General features: G+C 64.3%; 19 protein-coding genes. 8 read left to right on the forward strand and 11 right to left on the reverse strand.

Translation table 11 applies throughout. The annotated features are described in order from the left end of the window. Window positions 1–26: 26 nt before the first annotated feature. The gene (locus JN302_RS29790; RefSeq protein ID WP_202330096.1) at window positions 27–3176 is read right to left on the reverse strand and encodes an efflux RND transporter permease subunit; all 3150 of its coding nucleotides are present in this window, start codon (window positions 3174–3176) and stop codon (window positions 27–29) included. After that, window positions 3173–4288, reverse strand: coding sequence for an efflux RND transporter periplasmic adaptor subunit (locus tag JN302_RS29795; protein ID WP_244846709.1), 1116 nt, complete (start codon window positions 4286–4288; stop codon window positions 3173–3175). The genes JN302_RS29790 and JN302_RS29795 overlap by 4 nt, the downstream gene beginning before the upstream one ends. A gap of 240 nt (window positions 4289–4528) precedes the next feature. On the opposite strand from JN302_RS29795, the gene JN302_RS29800 reads away from it, so the two are divergent. Further along, the gene (locus JN302_RS29800) at window positions 4529–4750 is read left to right on the forward strand and encodes a cysteine rich repeat-containing protein (protein ID WP_202330098.1); all 222 of its coding nucleotides are present in this window, start codon (window positions 4529–4531) and stop codon (window positions 4748–4750) included. 221 nt (window positions 4751–4971) lie between these two features. On the opposite strand, the gene der is transcribed toward JN302_RS29800, so the two are convergent. From der to JN302_RS29815, 3 genes are all read right to left on the reverse strand, one after another. Next, window positions 4972–6396, reverse strand: a complete 1425-nt coding sequence (gene der, locus JN302_RS29805) for a ribosome biogenesis GTPase Der (protein ID WP_202330099.1) — start codon at window positions 6394–6396, stop codon at window positions 4972–4974. 3 nt (window positions 6397–6399) lie between these two features. After that, window positions 6400–7065: a tetratricopeptide repeat protein gene (locus tag JN302_RS29810; protein ID WP_202330100.1), complete on the reverse strand. Its 666-nt coding sequence runs from the start codon at window positions 7063–7065 to the stop codon at window positions 6400–6402. A 128-nt stretch (window positions 7066–7193) separates the two neighbouring features. Beyond that, window positions 7194–7760, reverse strand: coding sequence for an NnrU family protein (locus JN302_RS29815; protein ID WP_202307891.1), 567 nt, complete (start codon window positions 7758–7760; stop codon window positions 7194–7196). A gap of 164 nt (window positions 7761–7924) precedes the next feature. Between JN302_RS29815 and JN302_RS29820 the strand changes: the two genes are divergently transcribed. Then, a complete protein-coding gene (locus tag JN302_RS29820; RefSeq protein ID WP_202330101.1) occupies window positions 7925–8926 on the forward strand; it encodes a polysaccharide deacetylase in 1002 nt (333 codons plus the stop codon). 99 nt (window positions 8927–9025) lie between these two features. Here the strand turns inward: JN302_RS29820 and bacA are convergent, their stop codons facing one another. The 3 genes from bacA to JN302_RS29835 form a co-directional block, all read right to left on the reverse strand. Beyond that, the gene (gene bacA, locus JN302_RS29825) at window positions 9026–10324 is read right to left on the reverse strand and encodes a bacteroid development protein BacA (RefSeq protein ID WP_202330102.1); all 1299 of its coding nucleotides are present in this window, start codon (window positions 10322–10324) and stop codon (window positions 9026–9028) included. Between the two features lie 115 nt (window positions 10325–10439). Next, the gene (locus tag JN302_RS29830; RefSeq protein ID WP_244846003.1) at window positions 10440–11603 is read right to left on the reverse strand and encodes a YbfB/YjiJ family MFS transporter; all 1164 of its coding nucleotides are present in this window, start codon (window positions 11601–11603) and stop codon (window positions 10440–10442) included. 109 nt (window positions 11604–11712) lie between these two features. After that, window positions 11713–11901: a hypothetical protein gene (locus JN302_RS29835; protein WP_202307897.1), complete on the reverse strand. Its 189-nt coding sequence runs from the start codon at window positions 11899–11901 to the stop codon at window positions 11713–11715. A 97-nt stretch (window positions 11902–11998) separates the two neighbouring features. On the opposite strand from JN302_RS29835, the gene JN302_RS29840 reads away from it, so the two are divergent. Further along, the gene (locus tag JN302_RS29840; protein WP_202330103.1) at window positions 11999–12928 is read left to right on the forward strand and encodes a LysR substrate-binding domain-containing protein; all 930 of its coding nucleotides are present in this window, start codon (window positions 11999–12001) and stop codon (window positions 12926–12928) included. 219 nt (window positions 12929–13147) lie between these two features. Then, the gene (locus tag JN302_RS29845; RefSeq protein WP_202330104.1) at window positions 13148–14404 is read left to right on the forward strand and encodes an aminopeptidase; all 1257 of its coding nucleotides are present in this window, start codon (window positions 13148–13150) and stop codon (window positions 14402–14404) included. 247 nt (window positions 14405–14651) lie between these two features. Here the strand turns inward: JN302_RS29845 and JN302_RS29850 are convergent, their stop codons facing one another. The 3 genes from JN302_RS29850 to JN302_RS29860 form a co-directional block, all read right to left on the reverse strand. Next, window positions 14652–15008, reverse strand: coding sequence for an ArsC family reductase (locus JN302_RS29850; protein ID WP_202307900.1), 357 nt, complete (start codon window positions 15006–15008; stop codon window positions 14652–14654). 99 nt (window positions 15009–15107) lie between these two features. Then, window positions 15108–15986: an alpha/beta hydrolase gene (locus JN302_RS29855; RefSeq protein WP_202330105.1), complete on the reverse strand. Its 879-nt coding sequence runs from the start codon at window positions 15984–15986 to the stop codon at window positions 15108–15110. 39 nt (window positions 15987–16025) lie between these two features. Then, window positions 16026–16640: a TetR/AcrR family transcriptional regulator gene (locus JN302_RS29860; RefSeq protein WP_202307902.1), complete on the reverse strand. Its 615-nt coding sequence runs from the start codon at window positions 16638–16640 to the stop codon at window positions 16026–16028. A 187-nt stretch (window positions 16641–16827) separates the two neighbouring features. Here JN302_RS29860 and JN302_RS29865 point away from each other — a divergent pair, with 187 nt between their 5' ends. Genes JN302_RS29865 through JN302_RS29880 form a run of 4 tightly spaced genes read left to right on the forward strand, consistent with a single transcriptional unit; the run spans window position 16828 to window position 20591 of the window. Next, window positions 16828–17904, forward strand: coding sequence for a polyamine ABC transporter substrate-binding protein (locus JN302_RS29865; RefSeq protein WP_202330106.1), 1077 nt, complete (start codon window positions 16828–16830; stop codon window positions 17902–17904). A gap of 13 nt (window positions 17905–17917) precedes the next feature. After that, the gene (locus JN302_RS29870; protein ID WP_202330107.1) at window positions 17918–18754 is read left to right on the forward strand and encodes an ABC transporter permease; all 837 of its coding nucleotides are present in this window, start codon (window positions 17918–17920) and stop codon (window positions 18752–18754) included. Between the two features lie 2 nt (window positions 18755–18756). After that, window positions 18757–19539, forward strand: a complete 783-nt coding sequence (locus tag JN302_RS29875) for an ABC transporter permease (RefSeq protein ID WP_202334492.1) — start codon at window positions 18757–18759, stop codon at window positions 19537–19539. Further along, a complete protein-coding gene (locus JN302_RS29880; RefSeq protein WP_202330108.1) occupies window positions 19536–20591 on the forward strand; it encodes an ABC transporter ATP-binding protein in 1056 nt (351 codons plus the stop codon). Before JN302_RS29875 ends, JN302_RS29880 begins: the two co-directional genes overlap by 4 nt. Window positions 20592–20593 lie beyond the last annotated feature (2 nt).

Below are 20593 nucleotides of genomic sequence, written 5' to 3' on the forward strand. Positions count from 1 at the left end.
CGGGCAGAACCAAACCGGGCGGGTCCCTAGCCTTCCTGGGGATTGACCTTCTCGGCCGGTTTCTTGCGCCTGGCGCGCCATTCCTCCAGACGCTGCATGACGACGAAGAAGGACGGCACGAAGAGGACTGCCAGGCAGGTCGAGGCGATCATGCCGCTGAACACGGTGATGCCGATCGACCGGCGTGCGCTGGCCCCCGCGCCTGTCGCAATCACGAGGGGCGCGACGCCCAGGATGAAGGCGAAGGAGGTCATCAGGATAGGCCGGAAGCGGGCACGAGCCGCTTCGGTGGCGGCCTCGAGGATCGGCCGTCCTGCGGCGCGCAATTCTCGCGCGACCTCGACGATGAGGATCGCGTTCTTTGCCGACAGGGCGATGAGCAGAATGAGACCGATCTGAACATAAAGATTGCTCTCGACCTTCAAGCCCAGCAGCACGGACACCGGCCCGACCAGCGAGAGCGGCGTGGCCAGCAGCACGGCCATCGGCGCCAGCCAGCTTTCGTACTGGCCCGCCAGCACCAGATAGACCAGCAGCAGCGCAAGCCCGAAGATCAGGTAGATCTGGTTGCCGACCAGCTTCTCCTGATAGGACAACGCCGTCCAACTATAGCCGACGCCCGCGGGCAGCGTCGCGTCGGCGACCTCCTCCAGCAACCGGATTGCCTGCCCCGACGAGAAGCCCGCGGCGGGAACCCCCACGATGGAAGCGGAAGGGTAGAGATTGTAGAGGCTGATCAGCGACGGGCCGACACTCGGCGTGACGGTGAGCACGGTTCCGAGCGGAATCATGTCGCCGTTCTTGTTGCGGACGGTCAGGTTGGCGATGTCTTCCGGCGCCAGCCGGAACTGCGTATCACCCTGGACATAGATCTGGAAAACCCGGCCGAATTTATTGAACTGATCCACATAGCTGGACCCGAGATAGGCTGCGAGGGTGGAGAAGACCTGGTCGGTCGTCAGTTGCAGCATCTGCACCTTCTCGCGGTCCACCTCGACCTTGTATTGCGGCACGCTTGCCCGGAACGACGTGGTGACCCGCTGGATGCCCGACTGGGTTTGGGCCGCTTTCACCACGGCGTTGGCCGCGCCTTGCAGCTTGGCGAGGTCGAAGCTGCCGTCGCGCAACTCGATCTGCATGGTGAAGCCGCCGGCATTGCCGATGCCCTGGATCGGCGGCGGGGGCAGGAGCAGCACCAGGCCCTCGCCGGTGACGGCGAGCTTGCTGTCGAGCGTCTTGTAAAGCGAGGCGAGATCCTCGCCCGCGCCGCGCTGGCTCCAATCCTTCAGGATGATGTAGGCGAGCCCGGCGCTCGCCAATGTGGCGTTATTGTCGATCGGCGAGATGCCGGCGATGGTCACGACCTTGTCGACGCCGGGCGTGTCGCGGGCGATCCTGGAAACCTCCTGCAGCACCTTCTCGGTCCGTCCGAGGGCGGCGCCGTCGGGCAGTTGCACCGATGCCAGCAGATAACCCTGGTCCTCGATCGGCAGGAAGCTGGTCGCGACCCGCGACAGCCCGTAGACGGCCGTGCCGATGATCAGAAGCGCGAGAACTGCCATGATCCCGCTGTGTCGCACCATCGAGCCGATCAGCCCGGCATAGGCATTCTCGAAGCGCTGGTAGGCCGCGTTGAAGCCACGGTAGAAGAAATTGCGCTGCTCCGGCGGCACCGGCCGGCGCAACCACAGCGCGCATTGCGTCGGCTTCAGCGTAGCGGCGTTGATCGCGCTGATCAGCGCGGTCGCCGCGATCACCAGTGCGAACTGGGCGTAGATCTGCCCGGTGATCCCGGGCAGGAAGGACGCCGGCAAAAACACGGCCATGAGCACCAGCGTGATGCCGACAATGGGTCCGAACAGGGCATTCATCGCCGCGACCGCGGCATCGTGGCCCGACATTCCCTGCTCGATGTTGTGAGCCGCCCCCTCGACCACGACGATGGCGTCGTCGACGACGATGCCGATCGCCAGCACGATGGCGAACAATGTCGACAGGTTCACCGAGAAGCCCAGCGCGGCCATCGCCGCGAAGGCGCCGATGATCGTCACCGGCACGGTCGTCGCCGGCACCAGCATCGCGCGCCAATCCTGCAGGAAGAGCAGGATGACGATCAGCACCAGCAAGGCCGCCTCGAACAGCGTCTTGTAGACCTCTTCGATCGCCTGGCTGACGAAGGTGGTCGTATCGAAGGGGATCGAATAGGCGACATCAGCGGGAAACTCGGCCGCGAGCGCCTTCATCTTCCTGTCGACCGCCGTGGCCACATCGAGCGCGTTGGCCCCGGGCGACTGGAAGATGGCGAGGCCCGCCGCCTGCTGTCCGTCGAGGCTGAAGAACTGACCGTATGTCTGCGCCCCGAGCTCGACCCGGCCGATATCGCGCACCCGCGTCATGTCGCCGGCAGTGCCTGATTTGACGATCACCGCAGCGAATTGGTCGGGATCGTCGAGACGGCTCGAGACATCGATCGTGTACTGGAACGACTGGCCGTCGGGCGCCGGCGGCATGCCGACCTGCCCCGCCGTCACCTGCTCGCTCTGCTGCTGAAGGGCCTGGATGACATCCTGCGCATCGAGGCCGCGTGCCCGCATCTTGTCCGGATCGAGCCAGACGCGCATCGAATACTGGCCGGCGCCGAAGACGCTCACATTGCCCACGCCCGGCAGGCGAGCGACCTCGTCCTTCAGCCGTATCGTCGCGTAGTTGCTGAGGAAAAGGCTGTCGTGGCTGCCGCCCGGCGAGGTCAGCGTGGCGATCATCAAGATCGACGTCGACTTCTTCTGGACGGTGACGCCCTGGACCTGCACGGCCTGCGGCAGGGCGGCCATGGCGCTCGACACGCGGTTCTGCACAAGCACCTGCGCGGCGTCCAGATCGGTGCCGACAGCAAAGGTGACGGTGAGCGTGTAGGAACCGTCGGCGGCGGCGAAGGACTGCATATAGAGCATGTCCTCGACGCCGTTCACCTGCTGCTCGATGGGCAATGCGACAGTGTCGATGACCGTGCGTGCGCTCGCGCCCGGATAACGGGTCGTGACCTGCACGGTCGGCGGCACCACGTTGGGATATTGCGCGACCGGGAGCCGGAGCAGCGAGACAGCGCCGATGACCACCATCAATATGGCGATGACATTGGCCAGTACCGGCCGTTCGATGAAGAACTTCGAGATCATTGCGATGCGGCGCCGGATGCCACCGCGCCGACGTCCCGCATTTGCGGCTCGATCTTCTGGCCTGGTATCGCGGTGAGCAGGCCGGACACGATGACGCGATCGTCCGGCTTGATACCATCGGTGATGACCCGCATCTCTCCGACCAATTGGCCGATCTGGACCGTGCGCTGTTCGACCACGTCGTCCTTGCCGGCAAGGAGCACATAGCGTCCGCCCTGGTCGCTGCCTATGGCGCGATCGGGCACGAGCAGCATATCGGGCTGATCGAGCAAGGGTACCCGGACACGCACGAAATAGCCCGGCAGCAACTCGCGTCTGGCATTGGGCAGCACCGCGCGCACCTGCAGCGTGCCGGTCGAGGCGGTGATGCTCGGCGCGGCGTAGTCGAGCGTTCCCGAATGCGGATAGCCGGTCTCGGTCTGCAGCCCGACCTCGGCAACCACTTTCTTCAGATCGCCGGCGCTCAGCCCGCGCTTCTCCATGGCGGCCTTGATGCGCTGCACTTCCTTCTCGCTGACGTCGAAGGTGACGTAGATCGGATCGAGCTGGACGATTGTAGCGAGCGCCGTGGAGCCCGCGGCTGCGAGCTGACCGACAGAAACCTGGCGCGCGGTGACGATGCCGTCGAAAGGCGCCTTGACCTGCGTGTAACTCAGGTTGAGCTCGGCCTGCTTGACGTCGGCGGCGGCTTGCTGCTGCTTGGCGACGTCGGCCTCCCGCTGCGCCGACGACTGGTCCATGTCCTGTTGGGTTGCGAAGCCCTTCTTGAGCAGGGTCGCCTGGCGTTCATAGTCCGCCTGGGTGTCTTTTGCCGCGGCGATCGCCGAGGCCTGCTCGGCCTGCGCCTGCTGCAGCGCGAGTTGGTAGGGTTCCGGCTCGATGACGAAGAGAACGTCTCCGGTCTTGACGCTGTCGCCGTCCTTATAGTCGATCTCCTGGATGAAGCCGGCCACGCGGGCGATCAGTGTCGTGTCGTTCACGGCGACCGTGCTGCCGGTCGCCTCCAGATAAGGCGTGACGGTCTGCTTGACGGGAAGGGCTACCTCGACCTTCGGCGGCGGAGGCGGAACGTAGCTGTTCTGCTCGTTGCAGCCGGCAAGCGCGACGGCCATGCTCAAGGTCGAGAGCACCGGCAAGGCCGCGCGAGCACCCTGCCTTGTCTCCAGTGACTGACAATCAACGGACCCTGTGCCGAGGCGGCGGGCGAAGAGTTTTTCGAACCTCGGCCAATACAGTGTAACTCCGCCGCCCATCCCGTCCACAACCTGGCTTTTCTTGCACGAATCCGAGCGTGACGTTACGTTATTTTGATGATGGGGTATAGTCATCCGTCCACGGGAGAGAGACTTGGCATGAGACCGGCGCCCATTTTCCTAGGCATTGCAATCTGCCTGTCCTCCGGCATGGCTCTCGCCCAGACGGCAGCCGAGCGCACGGCCTGCCAGGCCGATTTCGAAAAGTATTGCCAGGGTGTCGAGCCGGGCGGCGGACGCATCATGGAATGCCTGGCCAAGCAGTTGGACAAGCTGTCGCCTCAGTGCAGGCAGGTGATCCAGACGCATATGCCAAAATAGGCTGGCAGGAACCGGCCGGCGATTGACGAATCAACGAGCTACGGCGCAGCGAGATCGTATCCAGCGACATCTACGCCGTGCTGCCCATGCTATGAAAGTAGCGCCGAGAACCTTTTTGCTTCAGCCGGATGAGGGGCAGTTCGCGACGGTCGAAGTTTTGAGCCGATGTGACATTTGCCTCGGAAAAGGATCAAAGCTTCCCTTTCCTTCTCAGCGCGCAACTACCGCTTCTTCGCCCGGCCGGCAAACGGGTTCTCCGAAGCCCTGAGCGCAACCCGGATCGGCACTCCCGGCATGTCGAAGGCATCGCGCAGGTTGTTGACCAGATATCGCACGTATGATTGCGGCATGGCCTCGGGCCGTGAGCAGGACACGACGAAGCCCGGCGGCCTGGTCTTGGCCTGGGTCACGTATTTTATCTTCAGCCGCCGGCCCGCGACCGCCGGTGGCGGATGATGGGTCAGCACGCCTTCCAGCCAGCGGTTCAGCCGCCCGGTGGATACGCGGCTGTTCCATATCCTGTGGGTCTTGAGCACCGCCTCCATCAGCCTGTCGAGGCCGCGACCGGTCTCGGCCGAAACGGTGACGGCCTGGAGCCCGCGGACCTGCGGCAAAAGGCGCTCGGTCTTCTCGCGCAAATCGGCCAGCACTTCCTGGCTGTTCTCGATCAGGTCCCATTTGTTGAAGGCGATGACCGGGGCCCTGCCCTCGCGCACGATGAGATCGACGATCTGCAGGTCCTGCTTCTCGAACGGAATGGTCGCATCGAGCACGATGATGACCACTTCGGCGAAACGGATCGCCCGCAGCCCGTCGGCCACCGAGAGTTTCTCCAGCTTCTCCTGCACCTTTGCCTTGCGCCGCATGCCGGCGGTGTCGAAAAGCTTGATCCGACGCCCCCGCCATTCCCAGTCGACGGAGATCGAATCGCGGGTGATGCCCGCCTCCGGCCCTGTCAGCAGCCGTTCCTCTCCGATCAGCGCATTGATCAGCGTCGACTTGCCCGCATTCGGCCGGCCGACGACGGCGATGCGCATCGGCTTGGTCTCGTCATAGGTTGCCTCTGCGTCGGGATCGGCGACATCCTCGCCGATCAGCACCTCGCTTTCGGCGATCGCCTCTCCTTCTTCCTCTTCGCCGAATGCGCGCGCGTCGCCAAGGGCGCCGATCACGGCGTCGCGCAGATCGGGCATGCCCTGGCCGTGCTCGGCCGAGACCGGTACGGGCTCGCCGAGGCCGAGTTCCCAGGCTTCGAGCATACCCGACCCGGCGCCGCGGGACTCCGCCTTGTTGGCGACGAGCACCACCGGCTTGCCGGAGCGCCGGACGATTTCGGCGAAGGTCCGGTCGTCGGGCAACAGCCCCGCCTTGGCATCAACCATGAAGAAGATCAGGTCGGCCTCGCGGATGGCGATCTCGGTCTGGGCGCGCATTCGGCCCTGCAGCGTCGCGGCGGCGGCATCCTCGAAGCCTGCCGTGTCGATCACGTCGAACTGCAGGTCGTAGAGTCTTGCCGGATGGATCCGGCGGTCGCGGGTGACCCCCGGCGTGTCGTCGACAAGCGCCAGCTTGCGACCGGCAAGGCGGTTGAAGAGCGTGGATTTACCGACGTTGGGCCGGCCGATGATGGCGACTGTGAAGCCCATCGCTCACGACGCGTTGCCGGAGCCGCGGATCAGCTCGACGAGAAGTGCCGCACGCTCACGCGTGCCGCGCGGCGCCTCGCCGTCCGCTACGATCTGCTCGAACAGTTTGAGCGCGTCCGCCGCGCGGCCTTCCTTCCATGCGGAAAGGCCGAGCAATTCGCGGGCAGAATGGCGGAAGGGATTGGCGTCGGTGGCGAGTTGCTCGACCCGCTTGGCGACATCCGCATAAGAGCCGTTGTCGACCAGCACCATCCCGGCGCGCAGGCGGGCGATGTCACGGAGCGAAGCCATGACCGAATTGTCGTTGGCGATCGCGTCGAACGCCGAGACCGCGCCGGCGGTGTCGCCCTTGTCGACCAGCACCGTCGCGGCGCGCATCCGTGCCAGCACGGGATAGGCGCCGTAGCCTTCCTTTTCGAGTGCCGCGAAGGCCGCGAGCGCGTCGTCGTTCTTGCCCTCGTTGGCGAGTGCCAGCGCCTTGGCGAACTCGTCGCCCGAGCGGCTCGCCTGGGTTCCGGTCCAGTATTCATATCCGACGAAGGCGGCGGTACCGAGTACGATGGCGACGGCGAGCCCGATCACGAAAGCACCGTAGCGATCCCACAGGGCCTTCGCCTGATCCTGACGGATCTCTTCGTTCACCTCGCGGAAAAAACTGTCGTTCGACATCCAATCAGACCAAAAGCGTGCCGTTTCCCGTCGCGGGCCCCGTCGTGAGCCGCCGTTTTAGCGGAATTTCGTCGGCATGGAAGGGGGCCGCCGGGAAAATCGGCGCTCCGCTCCCATGTCTCGATCTCTCAGAACGGCGGCACGCCGATCAGCCACAGATGCAGCCTCCAGACGAACAGCAGGTAGAGCACCGCCCCAGACACCACGGCAATGATGTCCCACTTGACCGGCCCCGGTTTCGGCACGGCTTCGCCGCGCCGTCCCACCGCGATGCGGTCGGCGACGGCCCAGGCGAGGAATGCGCCGAACAGGATCAGCGCGGCCAGGTCGCCATTGGCGAGCAGATGCGCCAGGGCCCAGGTCTTCACCGCCACCAGGAACGGATGCTTCAGCATCGGCTTCAGCCGCCCGGCCGGCAGGTTGAACACCATCAGCGAGATGAAGGAGAAGAACATCAACAGCGCCGCGATGTGCTTCAGCCAGAGCGGCGGCTCGTAGAGCACAGGCGCCACCTGCCAGGCACGACCGTAGCCCCAGACAAGAAGCACCAGCCCGACCAGCGAGATCAGCGAATAGATGCCTTTCCAGCGCCCCTCGCCGCGCGCCGCGACCTGACTGTCGCGCCATTCCGGCGCGACGATCCTGACCGAATGGATACCGAGGAAGACGATTAATCCCAGAATGAGCAGCAGCACTGTGGTTCTCCCGAGGATGCAGCGGCATCCTATCGCCACGCCAAGCGATTGCCTATCGTCGCCCCCACCGGGCAACCGCATTTTCCCCAGCGGGAGGAAATCCAATCTCGGCCACAATCCGGCTTTACCCGTCAGCCCCATAGCAATTTCAGAACCTGACAATCATGTCCTTTGCCTTCCGTGCCGGTGCTGCCGTTTGCGCCCTGATATCCTCTTCCACATCCAGCCTCGCAGACCCGGCCGCAAAGCCCCTGCAATATGTGATCATCTCCTTCGACGGCGCCCATGATCTCGCGCAGTGGGACCGCAGCCGCGCTCTGGCGAAGAGGACCGGCGCGAGCTTCACCTATTTCCTGTCCTGCGTCTTTCTGCTGTCATCGGAAACCCGACGCCTCTATCAGGCTCCCGGCAAGGGCCACGGCAGGTCCAATGTCGGCTTCGCGGCCACGAAAGACGAAGTCGCCGCGCGACTCGCCCAGATTTGGGCGGCCCGGGCAGAGGGGCATGAGATCGGCAGCCATGGCTGCGGCCATTTCGATGGCAAGGACTGGACCCGGGCCGACTGGAAGAAGGAGTTCGACGCCTTCGCCACGATCCTGCGCGACGCCTATCCGATCAACGGCCTTCCCGGCGAGCCCGCCGGCTGGAAGGACTTCGCGACCACCCAGATCCACGGTTTCCGCGCACCCTATCTGTCTACGAACAAGGCGCTGCACCAGGCCCTGGCAGAACGACGTTTCGCCTATGACGCAAGTGGCGTCTCGCGCGGCCCAACCTTGCCCGGAAGGACCGACGGCATGGCGAACTTCGCCTTGCCGCAGATCCCGGAAGGCCCGTCGGAACGGCGGGTCATCGCCATGGATTACAACCTATTTGTCCGCCACTCCGGCGGCTTCGAAAAGGCCGATGCGGACGCCGTCTTCGAGAACCGTGCTTATGGGGCCTTCAAGGCGGCCTTCGACACTCAGTATCAGGGCGAACGCATCCCGCTGCAACTCGGGTTCCACTTCACCCTGATGAATGACGGCGCCTACTGGCGCGCGCTCGAGCGCTTCGCCGGCGATGTCTGCCTGCGGGCGCAAGTCGCCTGCGTCAGCTATGAACGCTATCTTGAGCAGGCAGCACCCTCACCCGGCGCCGCCCCGGCGGTCGGGATCGGCGGCTAAGCAGACATTCCTTGGCAAGCCAACGAATGGTCTGCTTAGGCCTTTTGTCTTGCCGCAGATTCTTGTCGGAAAACCGTGGGACACTTTTCCGGAATCTGCTTAGTTCTGGGCGGCATCAGTCAGACTGGCCGGCTGTTCCACCGGCTGCCGTTTCGACAGTTCCCGTTCCAGGAACCGCTTATCGATATCAGGCAACGGCTCGCCCTCGATCGTCGCCTCGAAGGCGCGCAGACGCTTGTAGATCGACAACAGTTCGACGATCGTGGTCCATGAATTGACGAGATACTGGAACGACGAGCGCACCTGTTCGAACACATTGAGTATCTGGGTCATGACGCCCAGGGTCAGCTTGCCGGCAACGATGGAAGGTGCGAGCACGAAGGTGCCGAATATATTGTCGGCCTGCAGGTAGAAGATGCGGGCGACGTTGAAATACATATAGTGGAAATAGAGCCGGAAATAGTTCCGGCGGACATTGGCGAAGAGCTCGGCGATCGTGAGCGGATCGGCCCGATCGTCATGGTCCTCGCCATAGACAAGCTCCTTGCGGTAGGCCGCTTCCACGCGCTGGTTGCGGAATTCGAGACCGGGAAGCTTCATGCCGACCAATGCCAGAAAGGCAGTGCCGAATACCGACCAGACGACGGCAGCCACCACCAGGGCGTAGGGGATACGCCCGATGAACGGCAGTTCCTCGACATCGGCGGAGAGCGCGAACAGGACCGGCAGGAAGGCGATCAGCGTCATGACCGCGCGGACGAGGCTGACGCCTAGCCCCTCCATCGTCGTGGAGAAGCGCATCGTGTCTTCCTGGACGCGCTGGGAGGCACCCTCGATATGCCGCAGCCTGCCCCAATACGACATGTAGTATTCGTTCATCGCGGTTCGCCAGCGGAAGATCCAGTGGCTGATGAAAAACAGATTGAGCACCCCGACGGTGACCGCAAGGAAGGCAATGCCCGCGAAGTCGAGCATTCCCAGATAAAGCTGATCGACCGTGACAGGAGCAGTCCTGGCCAGCGCCTGCTGGATAAGGTCGTAGAACGGACCATACCAAGCATTCACGGCGACACTCACCTGGACCGAGAAGTAGGTGGCGAAGATGATGAGTGCCGAACCCAGTATCGACCAGAGTTGCCAGCGATGCGGCGCATACAGGGACCAGACGGCATAGAAAAGCAGAACGCCGATCGCGTAGTAGATGTAGAACCACAGGAAGGGCGGCGACCAGAAAACCGAAACGCCGATGATCGGGGGCTCGCCCGCGGCGGCAGGCGGGAGCCCTATGAGTGCGCCGATGTGCCGGCCGCCGAAGAACCAGAAAATGACGAGCGCAAGGGTCCAGACGGTCGCCGAAAGGAAAAACAGCCTGGGCCTTGGAAAGTAGGATACGAACACTTTGGAGATTTCCTTTCAGCGTGATCCGTGACGGATCTGTTCGCGGCATGAAGTCACAATTTTCCGCGAAAGGAAACGACGCGGCCGGGGAAAGGTTGTCACCGGCCGGATCACTTCATGGCGATCTTGCCGCCGGCCCAGACGACCAGCCGATCAATCCCGACAGCAGCAGCGCCGCTGCCGCCCCGAGGGAGGGGGCGAAAAAACTGCCAGTCCAGTCAGCGGCGATGCCCGCCAGGATCGGCCCAATGATCTGGCCGATGCCGAAAGCTCCGGTCATCAGCGCGAAGACACGGCGCGGCGCCTCCGGCGCCAGCAGTCGCCCGGCCTGCAGCCCGAGCGCGGTGATGGCGATGAAGGTACCGCCGAGCAGGACGCCGCCGGCGAGAGGCCCGACAACCCCGCCGGTTCCGACGCTCGCCCAGACGCCGAGGGCCTCGACCACGCAGGCGACGGCAAAGGTGGATGTCAGCCCCCATCGCTTCGCGAGGCTTTGCCAGAAATAGACCGAGGGAATGCCGGCCAGGCCGGTCGCCAGCCAGACTGTCGATTCGAAGAGCCGGCCTCCCTCGCCCGCGCGAATGATGGCGACGAGGAAGGTAGCCGTCACGACGTAGCCCAGGCCGAACAGGCCGTAAGCGACAATGATCTTCCGCAATGCTCGGCTGGCCGGCAGCGGCGGCTCCCGGCGCGCTGTACCCTGCGAAATCGGCCCGCGGTCGATCAGAAGCAGTACAGCGACGAACCCGGCGGCGGAGAGGATTCCCGCCCACAGCCAGTCGGCTGTCCACGGGGCACCGACAAGGACGAGCGCGCCGGTCATCAGCGCCGAAACGGCGATGCCAACGCCGACGCCGGAAAAATGCATGGCCTGCAGGTCGTTGCGCCCGGCCGCTGCGAGGTGGCTGAAGACGATGGACGCGAGGAACACCATCATGAAGGCGCTGGCGAGGCCTGCCGCAAGACGGATCGTAAGGAAGAGCAGGAGACTGGTGGTGAAGGCCATCGCCGTGGCCAGCGCCGCATTGGCCGCGAGCGCGACCAGCATCAACATGCGTTCGCGCCCGTCGGCCCAGGCCCCGGCGGCGGCGAAGGCGCCGAGCAGGTAGCCGAGATAGTTCGCGGATGCGATCAAGCCGGCGTCGGAGGCCGACAGGCCGATCTCGTCCATCATGCCGGGCAGGATCGGCGTATAGACGAAGCGGCCCATCCCCATGGCCACGGCCATGGCGATCATTCCGGCAAGAGCGAAGCGGAGGGGAGAGGCCGGCTGCGTCATGCGCCGACCATAGGCGAGTGTCCGGCCGTTTCAATCAGCTTCGGTGATCACTTCGGCTGGGCCACGGTTGAACCCGGCACATGGGTTGCCGCGGCTCGGACCACGCCGCTCAGCCGCAGCAGGCCTGCAACTGCTGCCGGTAGCCCCGGTTGAAGGGCAGGTCGGCCAACTCACGTACGGACATGTGCTCCAGTTCGGGATGCGACAGCGGATCACGGATCCAGGCAGCCCTTTCGTCCTCGGAAAAGGGCTTCGCCTGAGACGTCAGCGGCTTGATCAGGATTGAGAAAATCTTCATGTCAGCTCTCCTCAACATCCGAAAGCATCGCTATCTTCGGCCCGGTGACCGATTTTCTCAATCCAGAAATTGAAAACGGCATTTTAGAATATCTGAAATGAGGAGCCTCAACGCCTTTCATCTCAACGGGCTGCGCGCCGTGGAAACCGTCGCGCGACGAGGCTCGTTGCTCGCCGCAGCCGAGGAGCTCGGCGTGTCGCCCAGCGCCGTCAGTCAGCAGATCCAGCGCACAGAACGCCAACTCGAGCGCACGCTCTTTGAACGAACGCGGAACGGCCTCGTGCCGACCGAGTTCGGCTCCCTCTTCACGATGCGGCTCTCGTCTGGCTTTCGCGAACTGGCCCAGGCCGTCACGCTGGCAGACCGGGACACCGCAAACACGCTCGTCGTCTCGGTCGCTCCGGCCTTCGCCTCCAAATGGCTGCTGGCGCGACTTTCCCGGCACTTCGCCCTGCATCCCGGGGTGCTGCTGCGCATCGACGCCTCGGTGCAGCTCGCCGATCTCGACCGCTCCGATGTCGACATCGCGGTACGGCTGGGCAAGGGCAGTTGGCCCGGCGTCCGTGCCGAACTGCTGCTAGAACAGGAGATCTTCCCGGTCTGCGCCCCTTCTGTCGCAGCGACGCTGAAGACCGTCGAAGATCTCGCGACCGCCTGGTCGATCGACGACGAGAGTTCGATGATCACCTGGGACAGCTGGTTCGAGGCCGCCGGCGTCGCGCCGGTGGCGATGCAGCAAGGCGCAACCTTCACCGATCCGCTGCTCTGCCTGGAGTCGGTCATCGCCGGTCATGGCGTCATGCTCGCCTGGCAGTTGCTCGCCGCCGATGCCCTTGCCGACGGCCGTCTCGTGGCGCCTTTCGGCGTTCGCGCGGCGAGCGGCCTCGGTTATTGGCTGGTGATCTCGCCGAACCGCCCCGAGAATATCAAGGTCAGGAACTTCAAGAAGTGGATCAGAGCGGAGATCGCCGAAACCATGGAGCAATTCGGCTCCGGCGGGTCGCCCGCCCGGCTATCACCGCCCTAGAGCGCCGCGCGTCCATTCGGACGCGCAAAGGACGCTCCAGCACTTTGAATCTACGCATCGTGCTTTCCGAAAATCGTGTACGATTTTCGGGCCGATGCGGTAGGCGGCCACCAAACGCCGCCCCTGAACGGATCGCGGTGGAAAGCCCAAGCAGCCGGGTCTATGTATGGGCAAGCCCCAGCCCGTAGCATTGCGCATCATCTCAAGGCAGATAGCATCATGACCTCACATTCGCGCGGCATCTCCGCTTCCATCGACCCGGTGAAACTCGACAGGCTTGCGGAAGTCGCCGTCAAGGTGGGCCTCCAGTTGCAGCCCGGCCAGGATCTCGTCCTGACCGGCCCGATCGCGGCGCTGCCGCTGGTTCGCCGCATCGCCGAGCACGCCTACAAGGCCGGCGCCGGGCTGGTGGTACCCTTCTTCGCCGACGAGGAACTGACGCTGGCGCGTTACCGTTTCGGTGCGGATGCAAGCTTCGACCGTGCCTCCGGCTGGCTCTATGAAGGCATGGCCAAGGCCTTCGACGGCGGTGCGGCACGGCTCGCCATAGCAGGCGACAATCCCATGCTGCTGTCGGGCGAGGATCCTGCCAAGGTGGCGCGCGCCAACAAAGCCAATTCGATGGCCTATCAGCCGGCGCTCGAGAAGATCGCCGGCTTCGACATCAACTGGAACATCGTGGCTTATCCGAACCCGTCCTGGGCCAAGCAGGTCTTCCCAGATGACGAGGAGGACGTGGCGGTGGCAAAACTGGCCGACGCGATCTTCGCCGCCTCGCGCGTCGACGTCGACGATCCCGTCGCGGCGTGGAAGGAGCACAATGCCGCGCTTGCCCGGCGTACCGCCTGGCTCAACGGCAAGGCGTTCCACGCGCTTCATTTCTCAGGCCCGGGCACCGATCTGACGGTGGGTCTCGCCGATGGCCATGAATGGCATGGCGGCGCCTCGACGGCCAAGAACGGCATCACCTGCAACCCGAACATCCCGACCGAGGAGGTGTTCACGACGCCGCACGCGCTCCGGGTCGAAGGCCATGTGACCAGCACCAAGCCGCTGTCGCATCAGGGCACGCTGATCGAGGGCATCGCCGTGCGTTTCGAGGGAGGTCGCATCGTCGCGTCCCGGGCGACGCGCGGCGAGGAGGTGTTGAACAAGGTGCTCGACACCGACGAAGGCGCGAGGCGACTGGGCGAAGTGGCGCTCGTGCCGCATTCCTCGCCGATCTCGAAGAGCGGCCTGCTGTTCTTCAACACGCTGTTCGACGAAAACGCCTCCAGCCATATCGCGCTGGGTCAGTGCTACTCGAAATGCTTTATCGATGGCGCATCGCTTTCGCCCGACGAGATCGCGGCGCGCGGCGGCAACAAGAGCTTCATCCACATCGACTGGATGATCGGCTCCGACCAGGTCGACGTCGACGGGCTGCATAAGGATGGCAGCCGCGAGCCGGTCATGCGCAAAGGCGAGTGGGTTTAATACCAGTAGGCGTGGATGCTGACGCATCCACGCCGCCTCAAACGCCGGCGCGGCCCCTCCGGGCCGCTTGGCTTTCGCGCTGCCGCATCGGCCCGAAAATCGTACGCGATTTTCGGAAAGCACGATGCGGCACCTGATAGTGGCAGAGCGTCCTTTGCGCGTCCAAGTGGACGCGCGGCGCTCTGACGGGCGTGGGCCACGCGGTCGCGCGCTCCAACGGTCGATTTCATTGACCGTTGGTCTGACCTCAGCGTGCGTCGGCCACGGCCTGTTCATAGGCATCGGCCTTGAAGCCGACCATGAAGCGGCCCTCCACATCGAGGACCGGCCGCTTGATCATCGTCGGCTGGGCCAGCATCAAGGCCGTAGCCTTCTCGGCGTCGAGGCCGGCCTTGTCGGCTTCGGGCAGTTCGCGGAAGGTCGTGCTCGACTTGTTGAGCAGCTTCTCCCAGCCCAGCGCGTCTCGCCAGCGGACGAGCGTCGCGCGATCCAGCCCGTCGACCCGGTAGTCGTGGAAGCCATAGGCCAATCCCTTGCCCTCCAGCCAGGCTCGTGCCTTCTTCACGGTGTCGCAGTTCCTGATACCGTACATCGTGATGGTCATTAGCGCTCGCCTTTCCGTGTCGAGCAACCCGCATGGACGAGCGGCGCGGTCGGGTCAAGTCCGCGGCACTCTTTGCTCTCCCGACGGGGCCAATCGCCTTCAGCGTGGGGACGACATCAAGAACTCCTCTACGACTGCGGCCGCGTCGTCGGGAAACTCCTCGTAGAAGGAGAGCCTGCCGGATTGCAGCTCGAGGCTTTCGACATTGTCGAGGCGGCCCAGTTCCTGCATCTCCGCTTTCGACCTGCGGGGACAGTCCCGCGCATGAACCGACAGCAGCTTGCCTCGCACGCCGCGCGCCGCTCGCAGGAACGCCGCGCGATCGACATAGGGGTCAAGTTCGCCCGCGACGAAGCGGAACGAAGCGTGGCGCGCGCCCGGGGCCTCGGTGACGGCCCGCTTCAGCGCCATCCGCTCCGGCGTCGGCCAGCCCGGGTCGGCATAGACGTGACCACGCGTCATCATGCGGATGACGGGACCGTTGACGTTGAGCCGGTAGAGCGGCGGGCCGATCACGGGCAGGTCGATCATACGGGACAGCCATCGGAACATGGCGAGACGCCGCCCGGCCATGGTCGGCAAGGGTCCCCGCCACGTCGGGGAGAGCAGGCAGAGCCTTCCGGTGCTTCGGGGATCGTCGCCCGCCTGCCCCAGCAGATAGCCCGCCGCATGTCCCGCCGCCACGGTCGCCACGGGATGGACGACCCCGGTCAGAAGGAAGCGCAGGAATGCGCGATAGAAATCCGGGCGCCAGGCGACGGCCGGACGCGGCAAGTCTCCGAAGCCGGGCCAATCGACTGAAACAGTGGAGAAGGATCGAGAGAGGCGTTGCTGAAGCGGCAGCATCTCTGTGCGGGTCGAGATCGAACTCAGCGCCGGCAGCAGCAAGAGCTCCGGACCGGATCCGATGCACGTCACGCCGAGGGTGACGCGTTCTCCCTCGACGGTCCAATCGATCCGCTCAGCCTTTCCCTCCAATGCCGACCTCCTTCCCACGCGGGACAAACGAACCGTTGGCTAAGGCGTGATCGCCTCGACGAGGATACGATTCTGACGGCGTATGGCAGCGCGCAGTTCGGGCATTTTGGCGGCATCGCGCTTCACGAATTCGATGAACATCATGTTCATGTTGTTGAAAACCAGCTCGCCGACAGTGCGTCCATCCACGTCGCCACGAACGAGGCCGAGAGACTGCAGACGCGCGATCAACGCGCAGATCTGGTCGGTCAGCCCGCGATCGAGCTCGCCATAGGTGCGACCGAAGGGACTCTCCGGCTGCCGGGTCGATATCGCCATGGCCTGCCGCCACATCTCCTTGCTGAGATAGATGAGCGAGTGTTCGATGTAGATGCCTATGAGCGTATCGATCGCGTCGCCGACATGGGCCGGCGGATCCGACACCACATCCCGGCCCGCATTCAGCACCTCGTTCACTTCCATCGAGACTATGGCGACAAGGATGTCGCCCTTGTTGCGGTAGTAGTTGTAGATCGTGCCGACCGACACCTCGGCCTGTGCCGCGATCGTCTCGATCTTGGCGCCTTCATATCCTGCCTCGCGAAACAGCGCCGCGGCCGCCTCCACGATGCGCCGGTGACGGTCCGCCTTGTGCTTGGCTCGCAATCCGCTCATGCGTCGTATGTGGCACGAAATTCAAATTGACTCAATTTTGGAATTGGTTCAGCTTTTTACCAACACGCCTGCCGCATCGTGCCGAAGTGATGGGCTTCGCAAAGACGATGCGGGGATCCAAAGAAGCTGAGCGTCTCCTATGCGTCCGGTTGGACGTGTGGCGCTCCAAGGCAGGGGAGAACATTCGATGTCGGACAATCCGGTTTTCGTCCTAAGCAAGCATGCGCGCGCACTCGTCGCGGCCGCCGGCCTTTCGCTCCTGCCGGCGGGCGTCGCTTCGGCCCAGGAGCTCAACGCCCTGATCTGGTGCGATCACGCCGATCCCGCGCTGCTGCGGCCTTTCGAGGAGGCGAACGGCGTCAAGGTCAATGTCAAGGAGTTCGAAGGCACCGGCGCGGGACTGGCTTTGGTCGAACAGTCCCAGCCGGGCGATTGGGACGTGATGGTGATCGATTCCATCGACGTGCCGCGCGGCGTGGAGAAGGGCCTGTTCGAACCGCTGCCCGAGGACAAGCTGCCCTTTGCCGATCTGTTTCCCGAGGTGCGGATGGACGGATCGACCATTGTCGACGGCAAGCGCTACGCTATCACGGAGAAGTTCAGCTACAACACGATCGGCTTCAACAAGGCGAAGGTCGATCCGGCCGACATGCAGTCCATGACCGCACTGACCGGCGACAAATACAAGGGCCGCATCGCGATCTACGACTATTATCTGCCCGTCATCGGGATGGCCATGCTGGCCGCCGGCAAGAAGACCGCGGAGCTGACCGAAGCCGACCTGCCCGCCATCAAGGACACGCTGCTCAGGATGAAGGCCAATGCCAAGCTGGTCGGCGAGGTCACCGCCAGCCAGACCGCGCTCGCGACCGGCGAGGCCGACATACTGGTCGGCGGAGGCGAATGGGTGACGGCCGGCCTCGCCAAGGAGAATCCTGATCTCGATTTCTCCATCCCCAACGAGGGCGCGGTGCTGTGGTCGCAGTCGCTCGCCATGTTCAAGGACAGCAAGAACAAGGACCTGGCGCTGAAGTTCATCCAGTATGTGCTGAGCCCGGAAGGCCAGGCGCGGCTCGCTACCTCGTCCTGCTATTGGGGCATGCCCTCCAACACCAAGGCTGCGCTCACTGACGAACAGAAGCAGACGCTGCGCTTTGACGAGCAGCCAGCATTCCTGGCGCGGGCGCAGCCCTATCCGGCCCCGGATGCCGATCTTGACAAGAAGCTGCAGGATCTGTGGACCGAAATGCTCCAGGCGCAGTGAGATCGGATAGGGAATGAGCGCCCGGCGACACGTCGCGCAATGGGCGCTGGTCACGCCGGCGCTCGCCTGGACGCTGCTGTTCTTCGTGCTTCCCTTCGTCGCCATGGTCGCGGTCAGCCTGACCGCCCATGACGACGGCGGCTTTACGCTCGACAATTATTCAAGCTTCTTCCTCAACCCGGCCTATTGGCAGGCGATGGTCAACTCGCTGCAGGTGACCGCCATCGTCACCCTGGCCTCGGTCCTGCTTGCCTATCCCTTCGCCTGGGTCCTGGCCGAGCAGGTGCCCGAGCGCTTCCAGCGCCTCGCGCTGATGCTGGCAGTCCTGCCGTTCTGGACGTCTTATGTCGTGCGTTCCTACAGTTGGCTCCTGGTCCTCGCCGAGAACGGCGTCGTCAATCGCGCTCTCACCGGCCTTGGCCTGCTCGCCGCGCCGACGCAGCTCGCCAACACGCGGTTCGCGACCGTCGTCGGTTTCGTGCATTTCTTCGTCATGCTCCTGACGCTCACCATCTTCGCCAATCTGAAGCAGCTCAGCCCCAGCTACCGCAAGGCAGCCGCCGACCTTGGCGCGGGGCCCGTCCGCACCTTCGTCCATGTGGTGCTGCCCCTCACCTTGCCCGGCATCATGGTCGGCGTCTTCCTGACCTTCGTGCTGGCCATCGGCGACTACATCACGCCGCAGATCCTGGGCGGCAACAACGAACTGCTCATGCCCCAACTCATCATGATGCAGATCGGACGGCGCGGCGATTTCCCGCTGGCCTCGGCCCTGTCGATCATCCTGATGGCGGTGGTCACGATCGGCTATCTCGCGTGCGCCCGTTGGCTGAAGATCGAGCGGGCATGACGATGCGCCGACTGATCCGCACCCTTGCCGCCATCTATGCGCTCCTGGTCTACGGTTTCATCTTCCTGCCGGTGATCGTCCTGGTGCTGTTCTCGCTGCAGTCGACCTCCTTCCCGATCCCGCCCTTCACCGGGCCGTCGCTGCGCTGGTACGCCGCCGTGCTATCGGATGTCAGGCTGACCTCGGCACTGTTCAACTCCATCCTTGTCGCCGTCTCGTCTTCCCTTGTCGCGGTCGTGCTGGGCTTCCTCGGTGCCTGGGGTTTCGCGCGATTTCTCCTGCCAGGGTCGGCCTGGCTGCGCGGCCTGATCACGCTGCCGCTGACGGTCAGCTATTTGATCATCGGCATGGGCCTTCTCGTCCTGTTCAACTGGATCGGCCTGTCGAAATCGCTGGCTGCCGCAGGCATCGGTCACGTCGTGGTCAACCTGCCCCTCTGCTTCGCCATCATCTACAGCCAGATGGGCGATCATCAGGTCAATCTCGAGCGCGCCGCGCGCGATCTCGGCGCACCGGAATGGAAGGTGCTCACCATGGTCACCGTCCCGGTGATGGCACCGGCCATCTTCGCCGCCTTCTTCCTGTCCATGACCTTTTCCTGGGACGAGTTCGTGATCTCCTTCCTGCTGACCCGTTTCGACACAACGCTTCCCGTCGAGATCTGGAACCTGTTGCGTGCCGGTCTCAACCCCAGGACCAATGCGGTCGGGTCCCTGGTCTTCGCAGTCTCGATCGTCCTGGTCCTGATCCTCGAATTCACGCTGTTCAGGAAAAGGTCGGCATGACGGCGCTCGTCGACGTCCGCAATGTCTCGCACAGCTTCGGCACCCTCAAGGTGCTGAAGGGCATCTCGCTCTCCATCGAGCCGGGCAGCTATACGGTCCTGCTCGGCCCTTCGGGCTCGGGCAAGACGACGCTCCTTTCGATCCTCGGCGGCTTCGTCACGCCGACCGACGGCAAGGTCTTCATCGGCGGCGAGGACTGCACCGCCGTGCCGCCGGCCCGGCGCCCGACCACGACGGTCTTCCAGGACTACGCCCTGTTCCCGCATATGAGCGTCGGCGGCAATGTCGGGTTCGGCCTGCGCATGCGCGGCGTCGACGGTGCGACGCGTGCGGCCCGGGCGCGTGAGGCGCTGGCCCTGGTTGGCCTGGCCAACGCCTTCGCCAAGAAGCCGCACCAGCTCTCGGGCGGGCAGCGGCAGCGTGTGGCGCTCGCCCGAGCGCTGGTGGTGGAGCCTGCGGTCCTGCTGCTCGACGAGCCGCTCGGAGCGCTCGACCTCAAGCTGCGTCGCCAGATGCAGGACGAGCTGAAGTCGCTTCAGAAGCGTGTCGGCACAGCCTTCGTGCACGTCACCCACGATCAGGAGGAGGCGATGGCGCTGGCCGACCACTGCGTGGTCATGAACGAGGGCCGCATCGAAGACCAGGGCACGCCGGAACGCGTCTATGCCAGACCCGCGACCCGGTTCACTGCGAGCTTCATGGGCGAGAGCACCTTGTTGCCCGCCAAGGTCGTCGCAGCGCACGACGGAACGTCGTCGATCGTCAGCAGCTTCGGGCCGATCCCCCTGCCCAGCGACGCTGCGCCGGGATCGGCGATCTGGATTGCCATCCGGCCGGAGCATCTCAAAGTCGGCGACACAGCTGTGCGGCTGGGCACGGCCAAGGTCGAGGACGTGGTTTTCCAGGGAAGCTTCAAACGCGTGCTGGCGACATCGCTCGACGATCCCGCCGTTCACTTCACCCTCCGGCTCGGCGCCGAGGCCAGGGTTCGCCAAGGTGAAACTGTCCCGCTATGCTGCCAAGCCTCCGATATCGTCGTTCTGGCGGAGTGAGC

This window comes from Mesorhizobium sp. L-8-3 (genome assembly GCF_016756615.1).
Lineage (GTDB): Bacteria > Pseudomonadota > Alphaproteobacteria > Rhizobiales > Rhizobiaceae.

Coding starts and splice junctions, on each gene's coding strand:
- JN302_RS29790 (WP_202330096.1), bottom strand. CDS start 3,176: ATGATCTCGAAGTTCTTCATCGAACGGCCGGTACTGGCCAATGTCATC.
- JN302_RS29795 (WP_244846709.1), bottom strand. CDS start 4,288: ATGGCCGTCGCGCTTGCCGGCTGCAACGAGCAGAACAGCTACGTTCCG.
- JN302_RS29800 (WP_202330098.1), top strand. CDS start 4,529: ATGAGACCGGCGCCCATTTTCCTAGGCATTGCAATCTGCCTGTCCTCC.
- der (WP_202330099.1), bottom strand. CDS start 6,396: ATGGGCTTCACAGTCGCCATCATCGGCCGGCCCAACGTCGGTAAATCC.
- JN302_RS29810 (WP_202330100.1), bottom strand. CDS start 7,065: ATGTCGAACGACAGTTTTTTCCGCGAGGTGAACGAAGAGATCCGTCAG.
- JN302_RS29820 (WP_202330101.1), top strand. CDS start 7,925: ATGTCCTTTGCCTTCCGTGCCGGTGCTGCCGTTTGCGCCCTGATATCC.
- JN302_RS29830 (WP_244846003.1), bottom strand. CDS start 11,603: ATGACGCAGCCGGCCTCTCCCCTCCGCTTCGCTCTTGCCGGAATGATC.
- JN302_RS29835 (WP_202307897.1), bottom strand. CDS start 11,901: ATGAAGATTTTCTCAATCCTGATCAAGCCGCTGACGTCTCAGGCGAAG.
- JN302_RS29840 (WP_202330103.1), top strand. CDS start 11,999: ATGAGGAGCCTCAACGCCTTTCATCTCAACGGGCTGCGCGCCGTGGAA.
- JN302_RS29845 (WP_202330104.1), top strand. CDS start 13,148: ATGACCTCACATTCGCGCGGCATCTCCGCTTCCATCGACCCGGTGAAA.
- JN302_RS29850 (WP_202307900.1), bottom strand. CDS start 15,008: ATGACCATCACGATGTACGGTATCAGGAACTGCGACACCGTGAAGAAG.
- JN302_RS29860 (WP_202307902.1), bottom strand. CDS start 16,640: ATGAGCGGATTGCGAGCCAAGCACAAGGCGGACCGTCACCGGCGCATC.
- JN302_RS29865 (WP_202330106.1), top strand. CDS start 16,828: ATGTCGGACAATCCGGTTTTCGTCCTAAGCAAGCATGCGCGCGCACTC.
- JN302_RS29870 (WP_202330107.1), top strand. CDS start 17,918: ATGAGCGCCCGGCGACACGTCGCGCAATGGGCGCTGGTCACGCCGGCG.
- JN302_RS29875 (WP_202334492.1), top strand. CDS start 18,757: ATGCGCCGACTGATCCGCACCCTTGCCGCCATCTATGCGCTCCTGGTC.
- JN302_RS29880 (WP_202330108.1), top strand. CDS start 19,536: ATGACGGCGCTCGTCGACGTCCGCAATGTCTCGCACAGCTTCGGCACC.